Origin of the sequence: Microcoleus sp. PH2017_12_PCY_D_A (assembly GCF_020738565.1) — a bacterium.
Classification (GTDB): Bacteria; Cyanobacteriota; Cyanobacteriia; order Cyanobacteriales; family Microcoleaceae; genus Microcoleus.
The window spans coordinates 18,525-40,184 of the sequence record NZ_JAEQCI010000019.1 but is presented as its reverse complement, the minus strand read 5'-3'; the positions used below and the strand labels follow the sequence as shown (position 1 = coordinate 40,184).

General features: G+C 45.4%; 19 protein-coding genes. 14 read left to right on the top strand and 5 right to left on the bottom strand.

Annotated features, from left to right (window positions below; all coding sequences use genetic code 11):
- Positions 1 to 118: 118 nt before the first annotated feature.
- Positions 119 to 1,273 (bottom strand): calcium-binding protein, encoded by a 1,155-nt coding sequence (locus JGK39_RS04600; RefSeq protein ID WP_293249305.1) that lies wholly within the window; start codon positions 1,271 to 1,273, stop codon positions 119 to 121.
- A gap of 605 nt (positions 1,274 to 1,878) precedes the next feature.
- Between JGK39_RS04600 and JGK39_RS04595 the strand changes: the two genes are divergently transcribed.
- From JGK39_RS04595 to JGK39_RS04585, 3 genes are all read left to right on the top strand, one after another.
- Positions 1,879 to 2,739, top strand: a complete 861-nt coding sequence (locus JGK39_RS04595; protein WP_293249302.1) for a Tab2/Atab2 family RNA-binding protein — start codon at positions 1,879 to 1,881, stop codon at positions 2,737 to 2,739.
- 219 nt (positions 2,740 to 2,958) lie between these two features.
- Positions 2,959 to 4,254, top strand: a complete 1,296-nt coding sequence (locus tag JGK39_RS04590) for a TldD/PmbA family protein (protein ID WP_293249298.1) — start codon at positions 2,959 to 2,961, stop codon at positions 4,252 to 4,254.
- A 402-nt stretch (positions 4,255 to 4,656) separates the two neighbouring features.
- Positions 4,657 to 5,613, top strand: a complete 957-nt coding sequence (locus JGK39_RS04585; protein WP_293249294.1) for a GDSL-type esterase/lipase family protein — start codon at positions 4,657 to 4,659, stop codon at positions 5,611 to 5,613.
- Positions 5,614 to 5,655: 42 nt separating this feature from the next.
- Here JGK39_RS04585 and JGK39_RS04580 read toward each other — a convergent pair whose 3' ends face one another.
- The gene (locus tag JGK39_RS04580; RefSeq protein WP_293295840.1) at positions 5,656 to 6,894 is read right to left on the bottom strand and encodes a transposase; all 1,239 of its coding nucleotides are present in this window, start codon (positions 6,892 to 6,894) and stop codon (positions 5,656 to 5,658) included.
- Positions 6,895 to 7,129: 235 nt separating this feature from the next.
- On the opposite strand from JGK39_RS04580, the gene JGK39_RS04575 reads away from it, so the two are divergent.
- From JGK39_RS04575 to JGK39_RS04560, 4 genes are all read left to right on the top strand, one after another.
- Positions 7,130 to 7,840, top strand: a complete 711-nt coding sequence (locus tag JGK39_RS04575; protein ID WP_293249288.1) for a haloacid dehalogenase type II — start codon at positions 7,130 to 7,132, stop codon at positions 7,838 to 7,840.
- Between the two features lie 54 nt (positions 7,841 to 7,894).
- Positions 7,895 to 8,671: a tetratricopeptide repeat protein gene (locus tag JGK39_RS04570; RefSeq protein WP_293249285.1), complete on the top strand. Its 777-nt coding sequence runs from the start codon at positions 7,895 to 7,897 to the stop codon at positions 8,669 to 8,671.
- Between the two features lie 92 nt (positions 8,672 to 8,763).
- The gene (locus JGK39_RS04565) at positions 8,764 to 9,522 is read left to right on the top strand and encodes a tetratricopeptide repeat protein (RefSeq protein ID WP_293249282.1); all 759 of its coding nucleotides are present in this window, start codon (positions 8,764 to 8,766) and stop codon (positions 9,520 to 9,522) included.
- 99 nt (positions 9,523 to 9,621) lie between these two features.
- Complete coding sequence (locus JGK39_RS04560; protein ID WP_293249279.1) at positions 9,622 to 10,386, top strand: tetratricopeptide repeat protein; 765 nt, start codon at positions 9,622 to 9,624, stop codon at positions 10,384 to 10,386.
- 119 nt (positions 10,387 to 10,505) lie between these two features.
- On the opposite strand, the gene JGK39_RS04555 is transcribed toward JGK39_RS04560, so the two are convergent.
- The gene (locus JGK39_RS04555; RefSeq protein ID WP_293249276.1) at positions 10,506 to 10,676 is read right to left on the bottom strand and encodes a hypothetical protein; all 171 of its coding nucleotides are present in this window, start codon (positions 10,674 to 10,676) and stop codon (positions 10,506 to 10,508) included.
- A gap of 411 nt (positions 10,677 to 11,087) precedes the next feature.
- Between JGK39_RS04555 and JGK39_RS04550 the strand changes: the two genes are divergently transcribed.
- The 3 genes from JGK39_RS04550 (at position 11,088) to JGK39_RS04540 (ending at position 15,466) form a co-directional block, all read left to right on the top strand.
- Positions 11,088 to 13,898: a chloride channel protein gene (locus JGK39_RS04550; protein ID WP_293249273.1), complete on the top strand. Its 2,811-nt coding sequence runs from the start codon at positions 11,088 to 11,090 to the stop codon at positions 13,896 to 13,898.
- 201 nt (positions 13,899 to 14,099) lie between these two features.
- A complete protein-coding gene (locus tag JGK39_RS04545; RefSeq protein ID WP_293249270.1) occupies positions 14,100 to 15,221 on the top strand; it encodes a glycosyltransferase family 4 protein in 1,122 nt (373 codons plus the stop codon).
- 11 nt (positions 15,222 to 15,232) lie between these two features.
- Positions 15,233 to 15,466, top strand: a complete 234-nt coding sequence (locus JGK39_RS04540) for a hypothetical protein (protein ID WP_293143588.1) — start codon at positions 15,233 to 15,235, stop codon at positions 15,464 to 15,466.
- A 123-nt stretch (positions 15,467 to 15,589) separates the two neighbouring features.
- Here JGK39_RS04540 and JGK39_RS04535 read toward each other — a convergent pair whose 3' ends face one another.
- A complete protein-coding gene (locus JGK39_RS04535) occupies positions 15,590 to 16,525 on the bottom strand; it encodes an exopolyphosphatase (protein ID WP_293249267.1) in 936 nt (311 codons plus the stop codon).
- A 66-nt stretch (positions 16,526 to 16,591) separates the two neighbouring features.
- Here JGK39_RS04535 and bioF point away from each other — a divergent pair, with 66 nt between their 5' ends.
- The 4 genes from bioF to JGK39_RS04515 all read left to right on the top strand — a co-directional run bounded on the left by bioF (position 16,592) and on the right by JGK39_RS04515 (position 19,643).
- Complete coding sequence (gene bioF, locus JGK39_RS04530) at positions 16,592 to 17,761, top strand: 8-amino-7-oxononanoate synthase (RefSeq protein ID WP_293249264.1); 1,170 nt, start codon at positions 16,592 to 16,594, stop codon at positions 17,759 to 17,761.
- A 254-nt stretch (positions 17,762 to 18,015) separates the two neighbouring features.
- Entirely contained in the window at positions 18,016 to 18,678 is a 663-nt protein-coding gene (locus JGK39_RS04525; RefSeq protein WP_293249261.1) for a methyltransferase, read from the top strand.
- Between the two features lie 178 nt (positions 18,679 to 18,856).
- Positions 18,857 to 19,159: a 4a-hydroxytetrahydrobiopterin dehydratase gene (locus tag JGK39_RS04520; RefSeq protein ID WP_293249258.1), complete on the top strand. Its 303-nt coding sequence runs from the start codon at positions 18,857 to 18,859 to the stop codon at positions 19,157 to 19,159.
- A gap of 334 nt (positions 19,160 to 19,493) precedes the next feature.
- Complete coding sequence (locus tag JGK39_RS04515; RefSeq protein WP_293249255.1) at positions 19,494 to 19,643, top strand: hypothetical protein; 150 nt, start codon at positions 19,494 to 19,496, stop codon at positions 19,641 to 19,643.
- Between the two features lie 324 nt (positions 19,644 to 19,967).
- Here the strand turns inward: JGK39_RS04515 and JGK39_RS04510 are convergent, their stop codons facing one another.
- Positions 19,968 to 21,335 (bottom strand): TldD/PmbA family protein, encoded by a 1,368-nt coding sequence (locus JGK39_RS04510; protein ID WP_293249252.1) that lies wholly within the window; start codon positions 21,333 to 21,335, stop codon positions 19,968 to 19,970.
- Positions 21,336 to 21,660: the final 325 nt, after the last annotated feature.

Here is a 21,660-nt window from a genome sequence, read left to right as displayed (position 1 = left end):
GACGCACGGGCAGTCAGAAACCGGGTTTTTTACCGAATCTGTGGACTACAACGCCTCTTTTCGTAAAAAACCCGGTTTCTCGGCCCCCATGCGTCCAGGACTATAACTATTAAAAATTCTATCCGATTTGGCTGAGGGTTGAGTCTTGAGGCCCGGCCATGAAGATAGAAGTTCTGACGTTAATTTTTGACGGATCTGTACTCATAATAACCCCGACAACATCACCGCAGGAACAGAGGATGGCAGTGTCGGCAATCCCGTCTTTGTTGACATCAACCGAGGCAAGACTGATGCTGTCCATCCCTAATGTGCCTTTAAGGTAAGCAATTTTGATGGTGTCGCCTTCGCTGGGTTTGAAGTCGAGAATGCGATCGGCAAAGGCTGCACCAGCAGTAAATGTATCGCCCCGCAAAATAAATTGATCTGCACCTTCTCCCCCCATTAAGAAGTCCGCGCCAGCATCGCCAATCAAGATATCATTGCCCGCACCTCCGATCGCCATATCACTGCCAGCACCGCCTCGGATGACATCATCTCCCGCTCCGCCCAGCAGGTAGTCGTCTCCTTGATTGCCCATAATTATATCATTGCCTTCACCGCCATCAATCAGGTCGTTTCCTTGTCCTCCGTGAAACATATCATCGCCGGCAGCGCCAAACATTGTATCGTTACCAGCGTTTCCGTTAGCGATATCGTTACCCTTGGTTCCGACGATTTGATCGTTGCCTCCGAAAGCGCGAAGTCCTCCTGATTGTGCTGCATCTGAGGATTGAATTTCTATGAGATTATCGGCATTGTCTGCATCCACAAAGCGATTTTCTTTCGCTCCTAGAGCCGCACTACTCATTATACTAGATAAGCTTTTAAGTTGGCTGGCATCGCTAATCACATTTGCGTCGCCAAAGTCGCTAACATTAATAGTAATGGCCATATTTGTCAGGCTGTCAAAGTTGAGAGTATCGGTGACTCTTGATTTGACTGAGTTACCCAGTAAAACATCGGGTATTTGGACGCTATCTCCCATTAGTTCGCGGGTCATCGTACTGTTAAAGTGCTTGCCAATGGCACTTAAATCTTCTGCGGCTGAGCCTACAGTTTGACCGCTAGGTGTTTGTAGAACGATGCCGGGGGCAACGGTGAGGTAATTCGCACCTCTTAAGTTGTCTGCACCAGCTTTGCTTTTGTCGATAGTTTTTCGGAGATCGTTGGGAATCATATCCCCGATGTGAGAAGCTCTGACGGTCCCGTAATTGGATTCTGTTTGGTCTGCCATTTAGTTTGTTAATCTTTGAGATTAGGTTTGCTTACGTAAGATAAACCTAAAAAACTTGAAATTTCCCTTGGTTACGTAATTTTAATCAATGATGACTGCTTAAATAAGTTTTACGCTTAGTCTTTTGACAGAGATGATATAATGGCAAAAATTAAGTTTGACAAATTGTCTTTTGACAAAACAAAGTAAATCTTTTATAATATTAATTTTTTTTAAATGCGGGATTAAGCAGAAACAGGGTTGGCAAATAAAACTTCTACATTTGATGGCAGGTGTTAGGTGTAAACCTATTTTTTACTAATTATTAGAGCGCCGCCGGCACCGAATTTTTTACTGATTATTATTGGTGCGTGGAGTACAAAAACTGCATAATATCTATGATATTTGCAACTAACTAAAAATCTTTTTTTGCCGATCGCAAATAGGGAACCTATTGTCGGCGGGTGTTCGGCGCAGCAAAGATGCAACGCCAGATGCCTGACATCCGATCGCAGCCGTATTCCGGCAAAATCGCCCGGGAGCAAAAATCAGTCTTAAATTCTCAGCATCAGAAACCTGCCCGATGTCAGGTAACATGAGAAAGGATTAATTTTTAACAGCGCGGCATGGCTACTATTTGGGAACTCGACTTTTACAGCCGTCCAATCCTAGACGAGCGAGGGAAAAAAAAATGGGAAGTGTTGATTTGCGAAAGCCCGCTGAATGTAGGCGACAAGGCAGAATCTCTGTTTCGCTATTCGCAATTGTGCCCCAGTACAACCGTGAATTCCCTGTGGCTGGCTGGTGCAATTAAAGATGCGATCGCCTCTGCACCGAAACCACCCGAAAAAATCCGCTTTTTCCGCCGCCAAATGGCGAACATGATTACCAAAGCCTGCGAGGAATTGGATATTCCCTCAGCGTGCAGCCGCCGCACCCTCGCCCTGGGCCTGTGGCTGGAAGAACGGATGCAAGACGTTTATCCCTCAGAACCGGGCTATCAGCCGGTTGTGAACCCGAGCGTTCAATTTGTACCCGAAACGCCCGTAGCGCTGCCGGATGCCTTAATCGGCGAAAAATGGACGTTTGTGAGTTTGCCGATCGCAGCTTTTGATGAAATGTCCGAGTGGGATATTGGATTTGGCGAAGCTTTCGGGCTCCCGATGACACGCCTCGCGCCGGAAACACAAATTCCAGGATTAATCATCTACTCATCGAGAGCAACGGCTTTAGCAGGTTGGATGTCGGGTTTGGAATTGGCTTTTCTCAGATATGACAGCGCCCCTATCCCTAGGCTGGTATTAGATACGGGAGCTAACGATCGCTGGATTATAGCTAATCTCAGAGACGCAGCAACTGAGAAAGAAGCGGCATCATTTGAAGCGGCGAAACAACAAGCCAAAAAAGTACACTTTTTAGCAATTCAGTCAAATCCACAATCGGAATCTTTTGCTGGATTTTGGCTGCTGCACGAACTAACTATTTAGTCGATGCTTGGTAATAAATGATATAGCCTCGGTCGCCAAAAAATTGGTAATTGGTAATTGGTAATTGGTAATTGATAATTGATAATTGCTTCCAATGACAACGGATAACTGCCAACTGCTTTCCTAACAACTGTCAACTGTCAACTGTCAACTGTCAACTGTCAACTGTCAACTGTCAACTGTCAACTGTCAACTGTCAACTGTCAACTACCACCAACAATGACCAATCACCAATCAGCAGAACAACTGTTAGAATTAGCCACCAAAGCAGGTGCCGAAGCTGCTGAGGTATTGGAATCGCAATCGCTCTCGCGACCGGTCTTTTTTGAAGCAAACCGCCTCAAACAGCTAGAAACTGCCCAAGCAGAAGGCATTGCGCTGCGACTGTGGCGGGACGGGCGGCCGGGTTTGGCGGTGGCCTACGGGCCCGTGGAACCGCAGATTTTGGTCGATCGCGCGATCGCACTTTCTCAACTCAACGAACCGGAAACTATCGAACTCGGCACCGGTGAGACGGTTGTTTATCCCGATCGCGGAGTGTCAGTCCCAGCCGAACAGCTAGTAAACTGGGGAAAAGAGGCGATCGCGATCGTCCGCGAAGCCTATCCAGAAAGCCTCTGCACCGCCGAACTCGACTGCGAAATCGAAAGCACCCGCTTGCTGAACACCCTAGGCTTGGATTCTAGCCACACCGACACCACCCTCAGCGGTTACTTGTCAGCAGAATTAGTCCGCGGCGAAGATTTCCTCAACATTTGGGATGGCGAAACCGAACGCGGCAGGCTCGACTTAACCACCAGCGCCCAGCGGGTTTTGCAGCGGTTGGAATGGGCGAAAGAAAATGTAGCCACCGCCACCGGGCGCGTGCCGGTACTGTTTACAGCCAAAGCCGCCGATTTGCTGTGGGGGACTGTCTGTGCGGCATTAAACGGCAAACAGGTACTCGAAGGCGCTTCTCCTTGGAGCGATCGATTGGGCCAACAAGTGACTTCACCCCTTGTCACTCTTAAGCAGCAGCCGGATATCGGGCCCTATAGCTGTCCTTTTGATGACGAAGGTACTCCCACTCGGGCGATCGTCTTTATCAACAGCGGAGTATTGCAGCTATTTTATACCGATCGCACCACCGGTAGAGCCTTGGGAAGCGGCACCACCGGCAACGGATTTCGCCCCGGTTTGGGCAGCTATCCAACGCCGAGTTTGTTTAATGTTCTCATTAAACCAGGTTCGCGATCGTTAATTGACTTAATCACTCAATTAGACGACGGTATTGTCATCGATCAAATGCTCGGCGGCAGTGCCGGAATTTCCGGCGACTTTTCAATTAACGTCGATCTCGGCTACAGAGTCAAAAAAGGTCAAATAATCGGCAGAATCAAAGACACCATGGTAGCCGGCAACGTCTACAGCGTCCTCAAACAATTGGTAGAATTAGGAGGAGACTCCGAGTGGAACGGTTCTTGCCACACACCATCTGTAATTGTAGAGGGATTGTCCGTCACCGGCAAAAACTAAATTTATGGGAATTGGTAATATCATGTCCGGTCGATTACCATAACAACAAAGGTTTGTAGTGCGGACTTTAGTCCGCAGCCGGAAAGCGGACTAAAGTCCGCACTACGAACGGTTTGTCCTGCGATTAATTGCTCCGACACGATATAATTGGTAATCGGTAATGAGTCACATAGGGAAATATTCACATCCAAACTATGAGACTACTTACTTTCACGCACCACCCCAACCATTAGATAACATCCATGCACCGTTAACCAAACGACATGAATGTTAATTTTTATATCCCTAATTATCTATTTACTGGCTCAATTATCTGGTGCTACAATCAAAAAATAAAAAAGAAAAATCGTTAGGCCTTGACACACCAGACAAGCTCACTATAATCCCAAATCAAAAATAGTTATGCGTATTTGTTTTATCGGCGACTCTTTTGTCAATGGTACGGGCGACCCCAAATATCTTGGTTGGACAGGACGTGTTTGTGCGGCAGCCAGCGGGCAAAGACAGGATATCACCTACTATAATTTAGGAGTGCGGGGAGAAACCAGTACGGATATAGAAACTCGGTGGTTCAGCGAAATTTCTTGTCGCTTACCTCACTACTGCGACGGCAGAATAGTATTTTCCTTTGGCGTCAACGACACTTATTTTGAAAATGGGAAAACTCGCGTCTTACTTGACAAATCCCTTGAAAATATCCGCTATATTCTCAGCTCTGCGAAAGAAAGAGTGCCAGTTTTAATGATAGGGCCACCGCCAGTCATTGATGTAGAGCGCACAATCAGAATCGCCACTTTATCCGCTCAGTTTTCCCAAGTTTGTGGCGAGTTAAATGTGCCTTATTTGGATATTTGTACCCCGCTGGAAAAATCAGAGATTTGGATCGAAGAACTTACCAAGAATGACGGTTCCCATCCTCAGGCTGCTGGTTATAAGGAACTGGCTAAAATAGTTCACAATTGGGAGGCTTGGAAAGATTGGTTTAAAAATATAAACATATCAGATAAAGAGACGGTAACTCTGTTTAGAGCCGTCGGGAAAAAAGAAATGGAATTAATTAAAGAAAGCGATTTTCTGGCCTTTCCGCCGCGATTGTCTTTTCAGCCTATCTTTTATCCCGTACTTCACAAAGCATACGCGATACAAATTGCGCGAGATTGGAATACCAAAGATGCAGCATCGGGATATTTTGGCTATGTAACGAGGTTTCGTGTTTTGGCTGAATTCTTGAATAAATATCCCATCCAAACTGTCGGAAGTTCAATTCATCAAGAGTATTGGATTCCAGCAGAAGAGTTGGCAGACTTTAATCGCAATATTGTTGGGAAGATTGAAATTTTTGCTGAATATCAACCTTGACATACTCCCCACCGATGAATCGGGGGGATTCTTATTCATGGTTCATCGAAGTCCACTTACAGTATCAAATTGCTTATCAACGGCAGCGGTGGTCTTCTCCCCATGCTTTCCCGATTTCTCGGCAGATTCCTCTTGCCCAGAGGTACTGTGTTTATTCCACTCAACACCGAGAATATTCAATCCTTTGTGCAAGATATTTAAAGCCGCATTCGTATCGCGACAAATCTCAATCTTGCAACTAGGGCATGAATGCGTTCTAGTGCTAAGAGATTTTTTCACTCTATGACCACAATTAGAGCAATCAACAGACGTATAGTTTGGCGATACTGACACAACTACTTTATCCCAAATCTTGCCGTAGTAGTCCAACCATTGAGTGTATTGATACCAGCCAGGATCCGAAATTGACTTGGCCAAATGATGATTTTTGACCAGATTCGCAATCTGTAAATCTTCATACACCACGACATCGTTAGATATCACTACGTTTCGAGCTTGTTTAATTGCCCAATCTTTCCGCTGGCGTTGAATTTTCAGATGGATTTTGCCTAGTCGTTTTCGCGCTTTGTGATAGTTCTTTGATTGAGGTTTAGCACCCTTCACAAACTTCTTGCTTAATTGGCGTTGGGCTTTCTTGAGTCGCTGCGCGGCTTTTCTCAAGAACTGCGGATATATCACGGCATTATCATTTTGGTCTTTGGTGAAAAACTTCAGTCCTAGATCCAACCCGACAACATTACCTGAATATTTCCCTTGCTCTTTACGATAGGCATCAAAACAGAATTGAGCATAATACCCATCTGCTCTACGCAAAATCCGCAGGCGGTTAATTTTTAACCTATGCAAATCTTCCTGTGTTTCATTATTACAGAATATCGACAATGTTCCGATCTCAAAGCCATCGGTGAATGCGATCGATTTGCAATCATCCGATAGTTTCCAGCCTGAAACTTTGTATTCAACAGAGCGACAATGTTTTTTAAACTTGGGAAAACCTTTCTTGCCTACACCTTTTTTACATCGCTTATAGAAATTAGAGATAGCAGCCCAAGCACGTTCGGCACTAGCCTGTCTAGCTGCGGAGTTGAGCTTTTTAGCGAAATCAAACTCTTTGGCTAAGTCTTTGCATATACTGTACAGATCGGCTTTACTCGTACCTTGATTATCCATCCAATAGCGAAGGGCTTTGTTCCGAATGAACTGGGCCGTTCGGATTGCGTCATCAATGGCAGAATATTGCTCTGCTGTACCGTGTTTTAGCTTGGCTTCTCTAACTATCATTGAGCTATGATAACATAGTTTTATCCAGAACAAAACAGATAAATATTTTTGATGAATTACTACTCAATAGCGCACTCTGCCGAAGACAGCCGTGGAATTGCTTGGCTGGCGACGGTCGTCGCAGCCGAGTTCATCCCCAGCCTTGAAAAGCGGGGCTTTCCTCTCGCCTTTCGGTAAAAAATCGGTTTCTATAGGTTGGACTGGCTCAGTCTCGATAAAATAGGAGGAATGACAGATGTTAGATTTTAATCAATTTGAAGTTGTGAGTTTTGACTGCTATGGCACCCTCATAGATTGGGAAAGTGGGATATTGCCAGTCTTGAAACAGTTGCTGTCCAACCGCGAAATCGATTTTAGCGATGACGGAACTTTAGAGATGTTTGCTGAGTTTGAATCGGAACTGGAAAAAGACAAGGGTGAGTATATCAAATATCGGGAAATTTTGCAAGAAATAGTCAAAGAGATTGGTAGAAAATTTAGTTTTGAACCGACGGAAACTGAATCGGCGACAGAAATTAATTGTTTGGTTGAGTCGATCAAAAATTGGCAGCCATTCCCGGATACTGTCGCAGCTTTGAAAGCGCTCAAGCAAAAATATAAATTGGCGGTAATTTCCAACATTGATGACGATTTGTTTGTTGGTACTGCCAAACATTTAAAAGTTGAATTCGATTGGGTAATTACTGCCGAACAAGTACGATCGTACAAACCGTCAACTCGCAACTTTGAAATGGCGATCGACAGAATGGGCATACCACCGTCAAAACTCCTGCACGTCGCTCAAAGCCTGTATCACGACGTGGTACCAGCCGCCTCGATGGGAATTTCAACTGTTTGGGTAAATCGGAGATACGATCGAACAGGATTTGGTGCGACACTGCCGGCCAGCGCCCAGCCGGATTTAGAAGTGCCGGATTTGCAAACGTTGGTGGAGGCGATCGCCTAAATAACCGCCAATGTCAAAATAGTTGCTTGAAATTGCCAAAAGATGGAGATTAGCATGAAGTTTAAAATCTTGACTGGACTGTTGACAGGATTAGTTGTTTCAACAACCACAGGTTTAGTAAATTGTCAACCGAGTTATGCCGAAAATAAAAGCTTTTCATTGACAATTCCGATCGACCAAAATTTGAGATTGTTGGCGTCAACGAAGGTGGATTTGGGCGCGCAGGTAGCGAGTGAGGCTTTGGCAAAAGAGCAAACAGCGGAAGAGTTTTACAATCAGGGTGCGGACAAGTACAGAGAAGGAGATTATCAGGGTGCTATAGAGTCTTACAATCAAGCGATCAAACTCAACCCTAATTATGCCGAGGCCTATAACGATCGCGGTGTTGCCCGATCGAACTCCGGAGACAAGCAGGGTGCGAAGGCAGATTTTGACCAAGCCATCAAAATGAGGCCCAATGATGCCAATGCCTATATCAATCGGGGCAATCTCCGCGATGAGTCAGGAGACAGACAGGGTGCGATCGCAGATTACGACCAAGCCATCAAAAATAACCCCAACAATGCCACCGCCTACGTCAATCGGGGCAATGTCCGGGATGACTCAGGAGACAGTCAAGGTGCGATCGCCGATTACGAACAAGCCATCAAACTTAACCCCAACTATGCTTTAGCCTACTACAATCGGGGTATTACCCGATCGAGGTTAAAAGACAAGCAGGGTGCGATCGCAGATCTTCAGAAATCCACAGAATTATTTCAGCAACAAGGAAATAAAGTTCTTTACGAAAAGGCAATAAATATCATAAATAGACTTCAACAATCACCATAAATACCTCAAAAATTGACCGCAGCGATCCATGGGAAGATAGAACTTTTGAGGATCAAACTGTCTCGACCACTACTCAAATTTCAACTTAAAGTATGAATTTACTCTGCCGACTACCAGCAACATTAATTGTGGCAACTGCAACTATTTTTATCTCCCAATCCCCTCTAGTTTACGCCAAAGAAGCTAAATCGATCGCAGTGCAGATTGATAATTATGCTCGTCGAGCGGATTTGAGAGTGGGCACTGGGAGTGAGCTTGCAGCGATCGATCCCAAAGCTGAGGAATTTTATAAGCAGGGTGTGGCGAAGTACGACAAAGGAGATTATCAGGGTGCGATCGCGGATTTCGATCGGGCGATCGAGCTTAGTTCTAATTATCTTGATGCCTATATGGCTCGGGGCAATGCCCGCTATATATTAGGAGACAAGCAGGCTGCACTTGCCGATTACGATCAAGCCGTAAAAATTGATCCCAACGAGGCCGCAGCCTACACAAATCGGGGTAATGCCCGTGATGATTTAGGAGACAGGCAGGGTGCACTTGCCGATTACGACCAATCCCTGAAACTTAAACCCAACGATGCTAATACCCACTACAACCGCGGTGTTACTCGATCGAGATTGGGAGACAAGGAGGGTGCGATCCAAGATTACGACCAAGCCGTGAAAATTAACCCCAACTATGCCAGAGCTTACTACAACAGGGGTATTGCCCGCCTTAGTTTAAAAGACAAGCAGGGTGCATTAGCAGATCTTCAGAAAGCCGCCGACTTATTTCAGCAACAAGGAAACCCAGATATTTACCAAAAGATCCTGACCCAAATTAAAGAAATTCAAGATCTAAACCCATAAACTCCTCACTCAATAATCTACCACCTCTACCGCCTCTGGAAAAACCGAATTTTTCAGCTTTGACAGTTCTGCAAAAATACTCAATATTTGATTAAAATTATGAACTTACATCAGAGACTATCACTGACATTAATTGGTCTAACTGCAACTATTTTCATCGCCGAATCGCCCGCGGTTTACGCCAGAGATACCAAATCGATCGCCGTGCAGATTCACAGTGACGATCCAGTGGATTTGTCTGTGCGTTTGGCCGGCAAGCCTTTGGCGATCGAGCAAACAGCGGAAGATTTTTACAATCTGGGTGTCCAGAAGTACCACCAAAAAGATTATCCGGGTGCTATAGAGGCTTACGATCGAGCGATCGCGCTTAATCCTAATTATGCCAATGCCTATATCGGCCGGGGTAATGCCCGGGATGATTTAGGAAACAGCCAAAGTGCGATCGCCGATTACAACCAAGCCATAAAAATTGACCCCAACAATGCGTCAGCCTACTTGAACCGCGGTGTTACCCACTTAAGGTTAAAAAATAATCAGGCTGCGATCGCCGATTACAACCAAGCCATAAAAATTGACCCCCAATATGCCGAAGCATACATCAAGCGGGGTTTTATCCTCTATATCTTAGCAGACAATCAAGCAGCCCTCGCCGATTACAACCAAGCCATAAAAATTGACCCCAATAATGCACCAGCCTACATAGGCCGCGGTGGTGTACGCGCCCAATTAGGAGACAGGCAAGAAGCGATCGCAGATCTTCAGAAAGCCGCCGACTTATTTCAGAAACAAGGAGACAATGAGAGTTCTCAAAAGGTGCTAGATTTAATTAAAAAAATTCAAGGCACACAATCCGCGCCTCAATAATCTACGACCTCGATCGCAGATATTCAAAAAACCGCAGATAGACATAGAATAACGCAGATATTTTATGAAAATATCTGCGTTATTGTGCGTGAATCAGCGGTAAAAACAACCGCTACAGCCTAGATGAAAGTGAAATAAGGGCGATCGAGATTTAGATCCGTCACCCCTTGCACAGTTGCAATTAGATCGTCCGGCTGACCGGCCTTTTTAAGGAAAATGCTAGTCACATTCCCCGAAACCGACAGCAAATAATCAGCCTTAACTCCCGAAAGGACGATCGCATCCCCCATCAGATATATTTTTTCATATTATCTCTGGCGATCGCTCAACTAATTTCCCGGAAATAAAAATTTATTTCGGAAAAGTCGGATCTTTGGCGATGATGGCGGTTGAGGGTTGACTTTTGAATATTTTTATGTTGTTGGAATTGAATTTGCCAAGTGGGCGATCGCATCCTCAGCAAAGTGAATCTCAACAAATCAGGGAAATAGTTCTTCGGTACTTGTGATGCTCGACTGCTGCTTTGCGATCGCAATCAGTCGATGCTCGCAACATATCAAATGGGTTCCATAAATATATAGAATTCATCCGGGTTGATTTGCGTGCATCTGCGGTTAAAAATTAATTATATTTTCCCAAAGCGAGGGATTTTTTGCTAAAGTCGAACCGAGCCGAAAATTTGCAGGCCATCTACGCTATTTATGCCGTACATTACTATCCCTAAACAACTTAGGGAACCTTCCAGGGTCATCGAATCTCAACTGTTTTTACGACCGAAACGCCTCGCTATCTTTGAAGCTTGCCTGATCGGTTTGGTTGCCGGACTAGCAGGCGTATTGCTAAAATTAGGAGTCGGATGGCTAGGCAGTTGGCGAGTTGCTAGCTCCGCACTAATTCCCGCTTGGATATTACTACCCAGCGTTGGTTTATTTGGCGGGTTGCTAACAGGTTTCTTGGTTGAACGTTTGGCTCCAGAAACTGCTGGGAGCGGCATTCCCCACGTCAAAGCTGCTCTCGGCGGCGTCAATCTTTCCTTAGATTTGCGAGTAGCAGTCGCCAAACTTCTGACCACAATTTTAGCAGTTGGTTCCGGTTTAACTTTAGGAAGGCAAGGCCCAACTGTCCAAATAGGAGCATCCTTAGCAGGCTGGATCGGTCACTTGATGCCGACTTCCCCAGACTACCGCCGGCAATTGATTGCTTGCGGCGCTGCGGCGGGATTAGCTGCTGGTTTCAACGCTCCCATTGCTGGAGTTTTGTTTGTAGTTGAAGAACTTTTGCACGATGTTTCGGGATTGACTTTAGGGACTGCAATTATCGCTTCATTTATCGGTGCAGTTGTCTCGCAACTTTTGGGCGGCGATTCTTTGAATTTGAACCTGCGCGAGTACCCAACCAGTTTTGCAGCTCAAGAAATTCCCTTCTACATACTGTTAGGAATTTTAGCCGGATTGCTGGGAGCTTTATTTAGCAAAGGGATTATTGCTTCCTTGCAATTTAACAGGCGAATGCTTAAATTAGGCTTGCCTGTGCGAATTGCTCTCGCTGGTATAATCTGCGGTTCAGTAATAGCTTTTCTGCCAGAAAATTTTCGCAACAATACGGGATTGCGGGAGTTTTTGCTGACCGGAGAAGCTAACGGTATAACGAGTCTAATTGCTTTTGTCGCTCATTTTTTTCTGACAATTATTTCTGCTGCTTCAGGAGCTCCGGGAGGATTGTTTGCTCCTTCTCTAGTTATAGGTTCTGCACTCGGTCATTTAGTGGGAATTGTGCAAGCAAATTCCCTGGGCGTCGGTTTGCCAGCAACTTACGCTTTGGCGGGCATGGGAGCGTTTTTTTGCGCGGTTTCGAGGGCGCCGATTACTGCGGTAGTTATTGTGTTTGAAATTACGGCGGATTTCAAATTGGTGCTACCTTTGATGATCTGTTCTGTTGTTGCTTATTTAGTTGCAGAAAAGGTAGACAGCGGCTCTTTGTACGATCGCCTTTTGGAGTTTAACGGCATTCAACTAACCAAGGCAAAACCTGCCACCGATACTCTCAGCGACTTGATCGCAGCTAACGTCATGCAGCGCCGAGTTGAAACTCTTTCGAGTCTGCTGACTTTCGATGAAGCGATCCAGGCTTTTTCGCGATCGCACCACCGCGGCTTTCCAGTAGTAGAAGGCGGCAAATTGGTGGGAATTGTCAGTCAAACCGATTTAGCAAATGCCACCAAGCGCAATTTTTCCGGCAAATCGCTGCTGAAAGAATTTATGACTCCACAGCCGATCGCAGTCAAAGCAACCGATACTTTAAGCGAGGTTTTGTACAGGCTCAACAACTACAATATCAGCCGCTTGCCAGTGGTAGAAGGTCGCCGTTTGGTGGGAATTATTACCCGCAGCGACATTATCCGAGTAGAATCCGATCGCCTCAGCGGAGAAACCACCCAAGGCCCCCATCCAGAACCATCCTATGTAGTCTATCAAACCCGAGCCCCCCAAGTCGGAAACGGTCGATTATTAGTGCCGCTTTCCAACCCGCAAACAGCACCTGCTTTGCTGCGGCTGGCGGCCGCCATCGCGCGCGATCGCAATTACGAATTAGAATGCCTGCAAATCATCACAGTACCGCGCAACAGTTCCCCCTCAGAAAGCACAGTGCGAACAACAAAAAGCCGCCGCCTGCTGCAACAAGCCGAGCGCATAATTCGCAATTGGAACTTGCCAGTACACACCCAAATACGGGTAGCTCACAACGTGCCTAACGCGATTCTGGAGACAATTAGGGAGCGTCACATTGACTTAATTTTGATGGGCTGGCAAGGCGAATTATCCACAACTGGACGCATTTTTGGCGATGTTGTCGATACGGTAATTCGGCAAGCAGGTTGCGAAGTAGTTTTAGTTAAATGGAGCGAAAAACTATTAGTAACACCCTCGAAAAATGAGTTTTTAGCAGCTAGCAGCGCGCGGGAATATGCGCCTACAGAATGGCAGTTAAATGCCGCAGGGGTTGATGACGCAGAAAATTCTCAATTTGTGACATCAAATTCATCAGCGACACCAGAGACAGAATTTTCCTCGCCTAATTCCGACATTCCGGCGCCAGAATTGGGATTGCACACGCTGATGGGTTTACAGCGCTGGTTAGTACCAATTCGCGGCAGTTACAAGCAAGCTGCGGCATTGCGGCTGTTACCTGCTTTCGTGGCTGCCAGTGCTCTACCGGAGATTAAATTGTGTCAAGTTCATCAGCCGGATGTTGCAGAACCCGATCGCGTAGAATTAAAACAAGCTGCGGATTTTATCAAGCGCAGGGTTAGTTGTGAGGTAATAGCGACGGCGGTTTGCGCTAAGTCGGTGTCAGATGCTTTAATTGATTTGGCTCAAAACGATCAATGCGATGCGATCGTCCTCGGAGCCAGTCGCGAAGGGCTCCTCAAACAGGTGATTCAGGGGAACATCCCAGAGGCTGTGGCGCGCGGATGCGACTGTACAGTTATTTTAGTGCGATCGGCCTCTTAGCACGATCGTACCATTGCCGATCTTAGATTTAAGTCGTAACCACGCTTGAGAACCGCTATATAACTAACAAACCCTCACAAACCGTAGGGTGCGTCAGACCGCGAATTATCTGTCTGCAATCGTCACATTCCGATCTGACGCACCCTACAATAACTCACTAATGACTAATGACTAATGACTAATGACTAATGACTAATTATTATGGTTCATTTTAACGTCGGCTTTCAAAACTTTAATTCCTTCGCCGACATCACCCTATCCCTGGCGAAAACCTTAGACAAAATGGGGATTCCTATTTCTGTCGAACCCTCAGAAATCGCCTCTCACGTCACCCGCAATTCCACAGCCGAAGAAAACCACCTCCTAGCCAAGTGGATGAACTCCGCACCATCAGATTTATTTCAGCTAAAATGGTCTCATTACTGGAAACCTTTCTTTTTAAAAGAACTCAACGGACACCTCAACTTAGAATTTTTTGCCATCAATTACGAATTCGCCAGAAATGATGATGATTATGATTACTGGATTTACGATGCTGTTAACAATTCATCCCACATCCTAGCCGTCAGTGAATATTCTAAAAACGTTTTAATCCAAGCTGGATGTCCGGCCCAAAAAGTCTCCGTCATACCTCTAGGTTTCAATCCTTTAATTTCGCAACTCTATTCTCCCAGACGGCCAAAAACCCAAAAAGATATAAAATATATTCTGCACATGACCAATTCTTTTGACTTGTATAGATTTGGCACGGATCTCGCAATTCAAGCATTTTATCAAGAGTTTCAAGATGATACCAACGTAGAGTTAATCATCAAAGATGGTGGCAAAAATCCTGATGCGATAACCGAACATATCATAAATATGGAAAGGCAATTCGGCAAGTTAAAGCCGAAAATAGAGGTAAAGCCTAAATTTTTCACTAAAACAGAACTAGCGGATTTATACTTATCAGCAGATGCTTTTTTGGCTCCGTTTCGCGGCGAAGGTTTTGCGATTAAAATTTTGGATGCCTTTGCTGCGGGTTTACCAGTCGCCATGACTCTGTACGGCGGGCCGACGGAGTACGCCAATACTGCTAACTGCTATCCCATTGCTTACGATCTAATTCCCGTCGGAGAATGTTACGATACTCAGTATCTAAAAATTAGAAATGCTCCTCATTGGGCAGAACCAAATGTTCAGTCTGTTCGCGAACAGTTGCGAAAAATTGTCGAAGATCCCAGGCGTTTTCAGGTAGCCCAAAAAGCTCGGGAGACGGCGGATTTATTTAATTGGGAAGCGACGGGCAAAAAATTGTTAAGATTAATGCGAGAGTTGTTTTAGGAGCGGAAATTATGGGACTCGAACGCAAAATGTTTAGGGGAATGTTTTCGCCTAGCGAAGTGGTAAGATTGAAGCAGCCTTGTTTTACTCCGGGGCGATTGTTTGAAGCAGGAAATTATAACGCTGCTGATTTGCCGGATGTGGCTTTTGATATGGGTTTAGTAGATTATTTGCCACCTGTCAAAGGCAAGAGTGCAGAAAATTTCAACGCCCCGAACCCGCAACCTCAAAACCTTGAGGACTAAACTCCCGTTTGTAGTAAGGACTTCAGTCCTAAACATTCCCTTTTGTAGTAAGGACTTCAGTCCTGAAAATTTAAATAATCGAAGACTCAAGTCCTGACTGCAAAAAATATCACTCAAGTTAATCTAACCCTTTTGCTCAATCTGGGCAATTAACTCTTTCAAAACTTTACTAGCTTTATCATTTTCAATCTGACAAGTTCCCGCATTCCGGTGGCCGCCGCCACCATATTTTAACATTAACTCCCCAATATTAGTTGGAGAAGTTTTGTTGAAGATTGACTTACCAACGGCGAAAACCGTGTTTTGTTGCTTCAGTCCCCACAGTGCGTGAATCGAGATATTGCAGTCGGGGAACAAAGCGTAAATTACAAAACGATTCCCGGCATAAATCACATCTTCGTTTCGCAAATCCAAAACGACTAAATGATCGTAAACTTTGGCGCAGCGCTGTATTTGGTCTTCAAAATTTTCGGATTGCTCGAAGTAAAGGTCTACTCTTTCTTTTACATCAGCAAGCTGCAAAATTTCATCAATGGTATGATTTTTGCAGTAATCAATTAACTCCATCATTAACTGATAATTGGAAACTGTAAATTGTTTAAACCGGCCCAAGCCGGTTCGGGCGTCCATCAAGAAGTTTAACAGCACCCATCCTTCCGGTTGCAAAACCTCTTCTTTGGCAAATTGAGCGGAGTCTGCTTTGTCAACTGCGAGCATCATCGCCTCGGAAATATCAGGAAACTTTGCTTTGCCTCCATAATATTTGTACAGCACTCTGGCTGCGGATGCTGCATAGGGGTCGATGATGTGGTTGATTTTGATTTTTTCGTGTCTGAGAGTTTCGCTAAAATGGTGGTCGAAAGCTAGATGAACTCCCTCAACATATGGTAAATTGGTGGTAATATCGTTATTTGTTATTTCGATTTTTCCATCCTGCATATCTTTAGGATGCACGAATTTAATTTCGTCTATCATATCGAGTTCTTTGAGCAAAACGGCACAGACAAGACCGTCAAAATCACTGCGGGTGACTAATCTGTATTTTTTAGTGAGTGGCATATGCTTCTCTGATAGGCAGGGACTGATTATAAGACAATATAACTTATTACTCGATCGCTGGACAATATGAATGCAGACCCTTACGCTTGGCTAGAGAAGTCCCTGGACACTGTTCGTCGGGCTGATTGGTATCGATCGCCACAATCGATCGAAAGCTGCCCGGGGCCTGTGGTAAAATTAGCCAGCCGCCGGCTGATTAACTTTGCCAGCAACGATTATCTGGGACTTGCCGGCGATGACAGGTTGATTCAAGCGGCGATGGCTGCAACGAAGGAATTTGGTACGGGTGCTACGGGTTCGAGGTTAGTCAGCGGACACCGCGATTTGCACCGACAGCTAGAACTGGCTATTGCTAATTTAAAACAAACCGAAGACGCTTTAGTATTCAGTTCGGGATATTTAGCGAATTTAGGGGCGATCGCATCAGTTGTCGGCCAGCGCGATTTGATATTATCTGACAAGTACAACCATTCGAGCCTCAAAAACGGAGCCATACTCAGCCGTGCAACGGCGCTAGAGTACAATCACTGCAATCTTGAGGATTTAAAAGCCAAGCTAGAGCAAAATCGCGCTAAATTCCGCAAGTGTTTAATTATTACCGATAGCGTCTTTAGCATGGATGGGGACTTGTGTCCGCTACCGGAGTTGTTAGCTTTGGGCGAGCAATTTAACTCTATGGTATTAGTAGATGAAGCTCACGCTACAGGAGTTTTCGGTGCTAGCGGTGCCGGTTGTGCAGAACATTTCGGGTGTAGGGGATTGCCCCTAATTCAAGTTGGCACGCTTAGCAAAGCTTTGGGAAGTTTGGGCGGCTACGTTGCGGGCTCTGCTGCCTTAATTGATTTTCTCCGCAATCGAGCCGCGAGTTGGATTTATACTACAGCATTGACGCCGGCTGACACGGCGGCTGCTTTGGAAGCTGTGAGAATTGTGCAGCAAGAACCAGAGCGCCGAGTTCGGTTGCAACAAAATATCGAAACTTTCAAATATGGGGCGATTACCAATCGCCAATTACCAATTAGCAATTCCCGGAGCCCAATTTTCAGTCTGCTGTTAAAAGATGCAGCCACAGCTTTGGCAGTTAGCAGCCAACTCAAGGAAATGGGTATTTTGGCTGTGGCGATTCGGCCTCCGACTGTCAGCGTGAGCCGCATTCGGATTTCGCTGATGGCAACTCACGAGCTCGCACACCTTCAGCATTTGGTAGAGGCTTTGGGGACGATCGCCCAAATGTAAATTAGACATCTGGCAAAAAGCCAACCTTGAACAAGCAGGATGAAAGCCAATCTTGAACAGGCCCGATCCCTGTGAAGCGATAATTATGCCAGATCTAAATTAGACATCTGGCAAAAAGCCAATCTTAAACAGGCCCGATGCCTGTGAAGCGATAATTATGGGATATGTCTATTGTTCGTAGCGACGCACCCTACTTTACGATCGGCATCATTTGAGTGTACAATTACTGAACTTTCACTTTAACTTCCAGAAAAATGCAACAAACACAAGCCTTCCTAGAACTGCATCAGGCGTTTATCGATAAACAGACTAAATTTGCCACTTATAGAATTAATAATATGAATATTATTACTCTACCTAATGTCTATCATCCAGCTCCCGGTTCTAGCTCTTTATTTTTATTGAACCCTATTCGGGAAAGATATCAACATCTCAAGACCAAGAAAAAACGGCTTTTAGAGTTAGGTTGTGGTACGGGAGTCGTGGGACTGAGTTTAGGTGAATATGTAGAGGAACTGTACCTTTCTGATATCGCTGACTGTGCTGTACTATGTGCCAGAATAAATACGTTTATAAATTCCCGCAAAGCTAAAATTTACCATTCGGATTTGTTCAAATCTTTGCCAGACATTTTATTTGATGTCATTCTTTTTAACGTCCCTTTGTTAGATAAACCAATTGAAAGTATTGCCGAAGTGTCAACAAACGATCCGAGCGGTAAAATATTCCTCAATTTTATCGAACAGGTTCCTCAATATCTTGCACCTCAAGGAGAGATATTTTTCAGTTATTCCACTCTGGGAGATGTAGCGCTGCTTAATAAAATTCCGCCCAACTTTAATGTGGAAAAAATTGCTGAAGAAAGGCACGAAGCAAGCAAAAATGAAAAGTATATTTTTCGCTTAACCATCAATTGAGTATAGTGTACACCAACTTTTCAGAGCGTACAAGTAGTCGGACATAAATAAACGCAGCCATGTCATTGCGAGTGAAGCGAAGCAATTCGCTTCGCTCGCAAGGCTTTGAGATTGCGGAGCGCATTGAACAATGACATTGTTGATTTTTGTCAGGTACTTATCAGGAGCGTAGTAACTAATGACAGGCTATAAACTCACCGAAACAGAAATACATGAAGCCTTAAGGAGCCTACCGGGTTGGGTAGTCAAAGAAGGTAAGTTGTACAAAAAATTTGAGTTTCATTCTTTTAATGAGGCAATGGGTTGGATGGTAAGTGTCGCGATCCACACAGAGGTGATTAAACATCACCCTATATGGCTGAATATTTATAATTCAGTTGAAGTAAATCTGCTTACTTACGATGTAGGTCATGCAATCAGTAACTTGGACGTTGAACTTGCTAAAAAGATGGATGAACTAGCAGAGCCTCTGTTGCGTTAAACAATTCAGGTCTAAAGACACGCTCGCTGGTGGCATCCCGCTTTTTTTAGGCGATCGACACCGGTGTCAGCGCGTTGCAGAGTCCGTATTGTCACGGCGAGGAGGTACGCGATCGGTCAATTGCGCTCTACGGCAATGGAGCGCTTGGCTTCGGACTTTGCGTATTTATGGGAATTGTCAAGATATCGCTATTGACTTATGGCAAATAGTATACACTATTGTGGTCGATCGGTCAATAACTGTAAATTTTTTGTAAAATTAGATACTTTTTGAAATTTTGCGCTATATTAAAGAAGTAGGAGTTACACCAAATTTAATATAAGGAACGTCCACCATGAACACAAATCGCCAAAATGTAAAAAAAATCTCTGAAACCCACCGCGCTAACATTCAAAAGCAACTGATGCACCGCATCGAAGTGGCTAGAGCTAGCGGCAATCAAGATTTGGTTCGGGTGCTGGAAGATGAGATGAGACAGCTTTAAGTCGCTGCCACTAAAATTAGCCCGTAGTTTGGTTGAGAGGGTTGCGCGAGAAATGCAGAATTCCGGCAACCTCTACCCCATAATTTTTCACTCCTCTCTTAGTTGGTAGAAAAAAACCCGGTTTCTTCAAGAAACCGGGTTTTTTATTGAGCTTTTGGGTCCGCAATGTTCACCTGACTGGGATAAAAACCAATACGGTAAGGTTTGTAGTGCGGACTTCAGTCCGCCCCAGAGCGGACTGAAGTCCGCACTACGAACCGTTTTTGTGATAGTAATTTACCGGACATGAGATCATTCATCCCCAATCGAAAATCGAAAATTGTATTATCTTCCTCCGACTACAACATTTTTGATCCGCAAATGGGGGCCGCCGACGCTGACAGCTAAACCGCTTTGGCCGCCTTTTCCGCAGCCGCCGTAGGCATAAACTGAGTCGTTGCCGATCGACTCAATATCCTTTAAAGTCTGAAATACGTTGCCGCTTAAAGTGACATCGCTCACCGGTTCGGCCAATTTGCCGTCGCGAATCATGAAGCCTTCGGCTGCTGCAAAGGTAAACATTTCGCCGTTGGTTTGTCCTCCCAACATCCGCACTGCATAGACTCCTTCTGCGATGTCGCCCACCATTTCGTCGAAAGAATGTGCGCCAGATTCGATCGCAGTATTAGTCATCCGCACCAACGGCATAAAAGTAGCGCTCAGGGCCCGGGCATTTCCTGTCGGAGCTTCGCCCATTTTGCCCGCAGTCTCGCGATTGTGCATCCGAGCTGCTAAAACTCCATTTTTAATTAAATGCTTGCACTGAGCTGGCACTCCTTCGTCGTCGTATTTGAGAGTTCCCGGCAATCCCGGCAAGGTTGCGTCGTCAATTACGTTCAATTGTTCGATCGCCACAGGCTTGCCCAAAGTCAACAATTCCTGCATTTTCGGGTTTTCGTAAATGCCGTCTGCTTCCGACAAATGACCGAAAGCTTCGTGAATAAATACCCCCGACAAATAAGGGTCTAAAATCACTGGATACTGACCGCCTTTTACCGATTTTGCTTCTAGTTGGCCGACAGCTCGAACGGCGGCACTCTTAACACGATCTTCGATATTTGTCAAGACATTGTAGTCCGATCGCGAATGAATCGATTCAAACCCTTGGCGGACGACACCATCTTCATTGCGGGCGATCGCCCCGAAGCGCCCGGTGACATCCAACCGCTCTTGGGCGATCGAAGTGCCTTGGGAATTCACAAAATAAGTAATCCCGAATCGATCGCTGTAACCGGCCATTGTCGTCTGAATTCGCGGGTCGAAATCTAACAGCAATTGGTTGTAAGATTCGAGCAACTTGCGTTTTTCTGCTAGAGTAATAGACCGCGGGTCGCGACCGAATTCCACCGCTACATAATCTTGAATCGGAGTGACATCTGCTAGTACAGTTTTTTCGCTACCTACCAAACGAGACTGCACGACAGCTTCTTCAATCCGGGCTTTTAACTCAGCTAAACCGTTGAAAGTTACAAAACTCCAGCCGCCTTTGTGACAGGCGCGCACGCCGCCGGCGAGACTGAAACTGCGGTTGACAGCATCTAACTGAGGCCCGCGAAAACTAATCGCTGTTGACTCGCTTTGTTCGAGGCGAACTTCTAGATAATCTACTCGATCGCGGTAAGGTGCGATCGCTTCCATCAACTGTTCCTGCATCAAATTGCCCCTATGTAATGATTAGCGCCGAGCACTGAAAAAAATTATTGCTAACCTTATTTTAGCCAATAAATCCCGTGTTTCGGGTGCGCGAGTCTGGAGAATGGGGAGATGGGGAGATCGGGAGAGTGGGAGAGGGGGAGAGTGGGAGAGGGGGAGAGGGGGAGAGTGGGAGAATGTCCGAGGGAATTGAAATAAACAATTTAGATCTACAACAGCTTAGAACACAAAAAACTGGTGCAGACTTGTGAAAAGCCCCGTCTGCCGGAAATCTTGCATCGGCATAGGAAAATGAAACTAAAATAAATCTATCTAAAGACTTAAA